The sequence below is a fragment of the Ancylomarina sp. genome, from assembly GCF_041555295.1.
In the GTDB taxonomy this organism is placed as follows: Bacteria; Bacteroidota; Bacteroidia; order Bacteroidales; family Marinifilaceae; genus Ancylomarina.
Genome location: NZ_JBFFKR010000186.1, coordinates 1 through 6,757, shown reverse-complemented (window position 1 = coordinate 6,757; position 6,757 = coordinate 1). Strand labels below are relative to the sequence as shown.

Here is a 6,757-nt window from a genome sequence, read left to right as displayed (position 1 = left end):
CTGGTATTTACCAGAATATGGGCGTAGCTCGAGTTGGCTTCGTCCTGTGAATATCCCAAATCATATGAGTTTGGCCCTTGTCCTATAAAAGAAGACCAATCGGCAATCCCCTCTGAGCGGGAAGCGTTTACCAATAGCTCATGGGCAATAAAGGCTTCTATTTTCTTGACAACCTTTTCGGTCCGTTCAATCTTAGTCCCTAATGGTAAATTAATATTAATGGTAATCATGTTACGATCACTATCAGGAAAGAAATCGAAGGGTACCAAACCGAATCCGAAAAGAGATAAGAAGAATAAAGCGAAAATACCCAGAAGTACACTGCGTTTGTAATCTAAGACAACTAGTATCAGCGATTTATAATACACTTTTAAGGTGTCGAACATACGATCCATAAAAGCGGGTTTGCTTTCTTCTTTGGGTTTTACTTTCAGGAAAAGGTAACACATCATGGTGATGACGGTTAAGGAAACGATCCACGAAGAAATCAGAGCCAAGGTGATGACCACGAAAATGGGTCCCATAATATCACCCATAACCGAGTCAGCCAGATAGAATGATAAGAAGGCTACTGAAGTTGTTAAGGTCGATATTAAAAGCGGAATGATGAGTTCGGTACAAGAAGAAATGGCTGCCTCTTTAGCGGAGGCTCCTTTTTCCATTTTAACCATGATCGATTCGGAAACCACAATGGCATTATCTACCATCATACCCAGAGCCATAATTAAAGCTGCCAAAGTTACCTGGTTCAAACCCATATTAATAAGTCCCATTAGCATTAGAGTCGTAATGGTAACGATAGGAATCAAGCTGGCCACAATTAAGCCGGTTCTTAATCCCAGAAAGATCAACATTACAATCAAAACAATCGCAATGGATTGAACCAAATTACCGATGAAATTACCAATACTCTTATCCACAAAAGTATCCAGAGATGAAAGTCGCTGAATTTTTAAGCCAATAGGAAGTTCCTTATTCCACTTGCCCACAACTTTATCAACTTCCTCGCCGAGTTTAATAATGTTTGCTCCCTCAATTAATGAAATTGACAGTGATATGGCGGGTTGTCCATTAACATGAACAATAGAAGTTGCTGGTTCGATATAGGCTTTTCTAATACTAGCGATATCGCGAAGTTGAACCACTTGTTTGCCATCACCAATTGGGATTAATGTATTCTCAATATCTTCCAACGAATTGTAATTCCCCGTGGGTTCCAAAATGATTTTCTCATCCTGAAGATTCACCTCACCACCTGAATCTAATATATTGGTGGCAGCAATGATATTTTGAAGACTGGTTGAGGTTAAACCATATTCTTTTAGCTGTGATTCATCAAATTCTATAAAGATTCGTTCTGCCTGGACGCCCCCAAACTCCACTTTTGCAGCATCATCCAGATTAATCAAATCGTCGCGAAGATCGTCGGCAAAATTCTTCATTTCATTATAGGAATAGCCATCGCTTATTAAGCCTACAATAATACCATAAACAACACCAACGTCATCGTCATCCAAGTCAGGCTTAACACCCTTGGGTAAGTCGCGAATGCCATCGAGTTTACGTCTCAATTTATCCCAAATGCTTTGAAGTTGATCTGGCCCAACTTCATCTTTAAGGGTTACTGAAACAATTGATAATCCCGTTCTGGAAGTAGATTTAATATCTTTGACCTCAGGAATCTCCTGAGCTTTCTTCTCAATTTTATCAGTGACCAGTAGTTCCACTCGCTCGGGACTGGCACCCGGAAATGAGGAGACAATTGTTGCAACCCTAACCGTGTAAGGCGGCATGCTATCTCTTGGTAATGATTTATATATCGTTAATCCCATAATCACCACTACAGCAAGCAGGGTAAAAGTAATTCGGCTTTTTTCTATTGCGAATTTCGTAAGATTCATATGTGCTGATTTAAAGTGTGATATTATTTAAGACTAACTTTTTGTCCATCGAGCAGGGTTTGCAAACCCGCTGTGGCAACAATTTGTCCGGACTTCAGTCCTTTTTTTACTTCAAATCCAACGGATGATAGTTCTCCAATTGTAAAATGTTGTTTTTTAATTACCCCAACCGCATCATTTTGTTTCTCGATCACATAAACAAAGTTCCCTTTGCTGTCTTCGCCAACTGCTGAAATTGGAACGATTAAAACTTCCTGATTATCTGTTTTTGGAAAAGTGAATTTGATATTGGCAGCCATTCCTGATTTCACATTGGATGTTTCTCCTAAAAGCTTAATACGTACAGGGTATGTGGCAGATCCACTTTCAATTGAAGGGGCAATTTCGTTAATAACACCATCAAAAGTTTTGCCTTGAAGAGCAGGGAATTTTGCCTTAACTTTCATGCCTTTGTGCACACGGTTAATAACATTCTCTGGTATCCCAAGGCTTATCTCCATAGAACTTCCAGCATTTAGAACTGCAATAAGGCTACCTGCCCCGACATTTTCGTTGTTCTCTACATTCTTTGAAGCAATCACACCGTCAGCAGGTGCATAAATAATGCCGTACCCCACTTGTTTTCGCTGTATCTCTACGCTTCGTTTGGCTGATTCATAGTTGGCTTGAGCCGAAGCAAATGACGATTTTGCATTCTCATAATCGCTTAGCGAAGCACTCCCTTTTTCAAATAGGGTTTTGGTTCTTTCCAATGTAGACGTGCTGGTGTTTAGGTTGGCTTTAGAACTGTTTAATGAAGAAATCGATTGTTCTAAAGACAAGCGAGCTTCAGAATTGTCGATTTGAGCTAAGAGATCTCCTTTGTGTACTTTCTGTCCGGCAGAAATATTTAAAATGGTTAGAATGCCACTGGTTCTGAAACTTAGGTTAATTTCCTTGTCAGATCTGGCAGTCCCATTAAATGATCTAACCTGACCAATACCCGAATAGGTGACCTCGGCATATTTTACAGGACGTAGTTTTTCTTTTTGAACGGTTTCTTTTTTGTCGGAACAAGCTGAACTAAGTAGCAAAACAGCTAGGATTAAAGTATGATATGTAAATTTCATATGCTTAAAATTTAAAATTTTTATCGAACAATTTTCTCTTTTACGCGATTGATAAAGGCCTGGTTCTCTTCCTCCGAATGGAGAATAAAGAAGTACGACATGATTCTCTCAAGTTGCAAAATGCTTAATTGGAAGTTGTAAGTTGCATTAGCTTGTTGTTGCTGAGCCTGAAAATAGGCTTGCTGGGAATCAATTAAAGATGTAATGCCTATGGCTCCGTTGGAGTAGGAAACCTGCATCAATTCAAGACTTTCTTTAGCAGCCTCAGTTGAGACTTGCGAAAGTTCGATACTGGAATACTGACTCAAGATGGATAATATGATATCGTTCACATTTTTCTTGATTGACACGATGGTTTCATCCTTCTGAAAATTTAATTGTTCCCGTTGAATAAAGGATTTTTGTCTATTTATATTTCTCTGGTTTTTCTGAAAAATGGGAAGACTTACCTGTACACCTAGATTGTAATAGCCATCAGGTGCACCCATAAATCCGGTTGGATATGTCGAGCCTTTCCCATCTCTGGTGAAGGTGTGATTGTATTGTCCCTGAAAGCCCACTGTTGGGAGAAACTTGCTTCGCTGATATAAGGTTTCAAGTCGTTTTGTTGCGCTAATATTGTGTTGTAATGATTTTAATTCATGCGCATTCTCTATAGCAAGTTCTTCAACAAAAAGCGTGAACTTTACCCTTAGGAAGGGATCATCCAAGAGGTTGAAAAACTTCCAGTGTTCTTTTTTTGTTTTACCAATTTCATTCTCTTCTGTATTAAGAACATCAATTCTTAAGCCTATAGGATTGTTTAGAATCTGATTTAAGTCATTGAAGGATTGGTTTAGAGAAGTGTATCCGTTTACAATGCTTTGTGTAGCCCGTGCCAATTCACTTTTCCATCTTAAAACATCTGATTTCCCAGTTTGTCCGGCATCATATTTTTGTTGAGCAATTTCATAGTTCTTGCGGGTTACTCTTAAATTCTCATCGTTTATTAGGAAGTTTGCCTTGGCAATAAGTGCGCTATAATACGCTATGCCCGCATCCAGAATCGCATTTTTTTCGCTGGAATTATAGGTTTCTTTTGTCGCCTTTTCAAACTCTTTCTGAATCTTGATATTGGCACTTGCCTGTTCCGAAAAAATAACCTGTTCCAGTTTAATATTGCCAGATGTGGTGTATTCAGGATTTGATCCATTCGAAACTTCTGCAAGATCGGGATCAATATGCGTTCCACTTACCGAAGTTGATAGATCTGGAAGATATTCACTTTTGGAAAGCTTAACCTCCTGTGAGGCCAATTCAATATTTTTCTGTTCAGCTTTTAAGCCCAGATTCTTATCCAATACCTGGTGCATAACATCAGGAAGAGAATAACTTTTTTGTGACGAAAGTCGGTTGGCATTTCCTACAATATTAGTTCGTAGCAGGAAACTGTATTTTAGAGGGAAGTTGATCTGAAAAGCCGTTTCGATATTCAGCGATAGTTTTGCATCAATGTCCATATAAATGGGGAGTTGCGATAAATTATCACCATTTACAGCCGCTTCAATATTTAAGGCAATGCGTCTGAAAAATTGATCTAGATTATTAATCGGTTGTGATGTCAGTAAAACGCCATAACCGGAAAAATGTTCATCCATAGAGGTGAATGTTGGTAGCTTCCTGGCATTTAATTTTTCAACCAAAGCCATCTGCTCATCCTTGGAGAAGAATATACCTCCCGACAAATAAACCGCATCTAGGGATTCCAATTTGTTATCAAGATCGGAAACTTGTTTGATGGGGATAAGAACATATTCCGCATCGATGCTTTCGAATATTTCATCCAGCGTGTTCTTTACAGGATAAATTTCTGTGAGATATTCATCAAGAACAATTCCAATTTTCCGATAGGGGTATATTTCTTTGAATTGCAACAAATCTCTCTTATACGACTGTGGTGTCAGAATATAGGTCAGATTCGGAATGTTTGATGCAAGCTGTCCCTCAGGGAAAGTGATGAAATCATCGTTGATAACTCCAAAAAGAATCACAGGCTTTGGGAAGGTTTTATTCTTTGCAATAACAAGGTTATTGATCGATCCGAATGATAGAATCAAGTCAACATCTGTTGATGCAAGCATCATTTCGTAATTGCTTTTGGCTTTATCAAGATTCAGGTCATTCAATAAAACGAATGAGTCTTTAAAAACAATATTCGCAGATTGACCAACTACTGATCTGATCTCATCTTTAAGTTGATCGAGAATTTGATCCGTTTCAGGTATAAGCTTATCGCCCAGGATTGCGATATGATAATCTTTCTGTTGCTGAGCAAAACCAGCAAAAGAAGAGAATATTAAAATAAGTAGGATGAACTTTTTCTTCATGTTTAAATACATTTAGAACTTTTTTATAGTTGGGTGAATATTTTGCAAAAATACTGTCTAGTAATATACTAAAAAATTATAGTTGCTTAATCTCATTGAATTATCGGTAAACGAGTATAATAAGTAGGTGAACTTTATTTATTCAAGCATTTCTTAAAATTGGTGGCTTTTGCTTTACTCACAATTAAACCGCAATTGAAGTAGGGGATGGTTTTAAACTTCAATAGTTTGGAATTATACGGGTAAGGATACGATTATAAGGTCTTTGAGTTTATGCTTCCATTAAGTTTTTCTATCTTTGCCCACTAAATAAAAAAAATACGCCCCTTGGCACGACTTTTAGCTATAGATTACGGTAGAAAACGAGTAGGTTTAGCTGTAAGCGACCCAATGCAAATTATTGCAAATGGTTTGGATACTGTACATGCCAAAGATGTTTTGGATTACCTTCAAAAGTATATGGAGACCGAAGAGGTTGAGTGTATTGTGGTCGGGTATCCTAAGCAATTGAATAACGAGGATAGCGAATCGATGAAATATTTGAAACCTTTTCTTGGGCAGCTGAAGAAGAGATTCCCAGATATGCCGATAGAAATGGTTGACGAGCGTTTTACATCAAAAATAGCTTTTCAGACGATGATTGATGGTGGGATGACCAAAAAGCAGAGACAGAACAAGGCAATTATCGATCAAATTAGTGCGACCATTATATTGCAATCGTATATGGAAGCTAAGAGAAATATGTTTTAATAAATTACCAATTGACGGTGTTCAATTGATTTAAGCAATAAAGAATGATATTACCCATTACAATTTACGGGCATCCTGTTTTACGAAAAGTAGCAAAGGATATAGATAAGGATTATCCAGATTTGGAGAAATTTATGGCAGATATGTGGCAAACCATGTATTTTGCTGATGGTGTTGGTCTGGCGGCTCCACAAGTCGGACGATCAATTCGTATGTTTGTGCTTGATTGCTCAAATTTTGCCGATGAGGAACCTGAATTGGAAAGTTTCAAGAAAATGTTTATTAATGCACAGATTACAGAACGTAATGGTGAGGAGTGGAGCATGTCAGAAGGCTGCTTGAGTATTCCTGGTTTGAACGAAGATGTTATTCGACCTGAGACGATCCGAATTGAATATTACGATGAAAACTGGGTGTTTCATGATGAAGAATATTCGGGCTTTGCAGCTCGCGTCATTCAGCACGAGTATGATCATTTAGATGGTATCATGTTTACCGATCATTGTTCTCCACTTCGTAAGCGTCTTTTAAAATCGAAGTTGACTGGTATTTCTAAAGGTAAATTCGAAGCTAAATATCGATTTAACCTAGCAAAATAATAAGACAGCAGAACTTAGTAGCCTAAGAAAAT

5 protein-coding genes are annotated in these 6,757 nt (G+C 38.0%); 2 read left to right on the top strand and 3 right to left on the bottom strand.

Going from position 1 to position 6,757, the window contains the following annotated elements:
* The 3 genes from ABY905_RS12275 to ABY905_RS12265 form a co-directional block, all read right to left on the bottom strand.
* On the bottom strand, window positions 1-1,901 hold a 1,901-nt coding region (locus ABY905_RS12275; RefSeq protein WP_372644309.1), incomplete at its 3' end, for an efflux RND transporter permease subunit.
* A 23-nt stretch (window positions 1,902-1,924) separates the two neighbouring features.
* Window positions 1,925-3,010 (bottom strand): efflux RND transporter periplasmic adaptor subunit, encoded by a 1,086-nt coding sequence (locus tag ABY905_RS12270; protein ID WP_372644307.1) that lies wholly within the window; start codon window positions 3,008-3,010, stop codon window positions 1,925-1,927.
* Window positions 3,011-3,030: 20 nt separating this feature from the next.
* Complete coding sequence (locus ABY905_RS12265) at window positions 3,031-5,376, bottom strand: TolC family protein (protein WP_372644305.1); 2,346 nt, start codon at window positions 5,374-5,376, stop codon at window positions 3,031-3,033.
* A gap of 327 nt (window positions 5,377-5,703) precedes the next feature.
* Here ABY905_RS12265 and ruvX point away from each other — a divergent pair, with 327 nt between their 5' ends.
* Together ruvX and def are read left to right on the top strand one after the other, a co-directional pair.
* Window positions 5,704-6,126 (top strand): Holliday junction resolvase RuvX, encoded by a 423-nt coding sequence (ruvX, locus tag ABY905_RS12260; RefSeq protein WP_372644303.1) that lies wholly within the window; start codon window positions 5,704-5,706, stop codon window positions 6,124-6,126.
* 44 nt (window positions 6,127-6,170) lie between these two features.
* Window positions 6,171-6,725, top strand: a complete 555-nt coding sequence (gene def, locus ABY905_RS12255) for a peptide deformylase (protein WP_372644301.1) — start codon at window positions 6,171-6,173, stop codon at window positions 6,723-6,725.
* Window positions 6,726-6,757 lie beyond the last annotated feature (32 nt).

Excerpts from the sequence above, each read along its gene's own strand:
- ABY905_RS12270 (WP_372644307.1), bottom strand. The coding sequence starts at position 3,010 with ATGAAATTTACATATCATACTTTAATCCTAGCTGTTTTGCTACTTAGT.
- ABY905_RS12265 (WP_372644305.1), bottom strand. The coding sequence starts at position 5,376 with ATGAAGAAAAAGTTCATCCTACTTATTTTAATATTCTCTTCTTTTGCT.
- def (WP_372644301.1), top strand. The coding sequence starts at position 6,171 with ATGATATTACCCATTACAATTTACGGGCATCCTGTTTTACGAAAAGTA.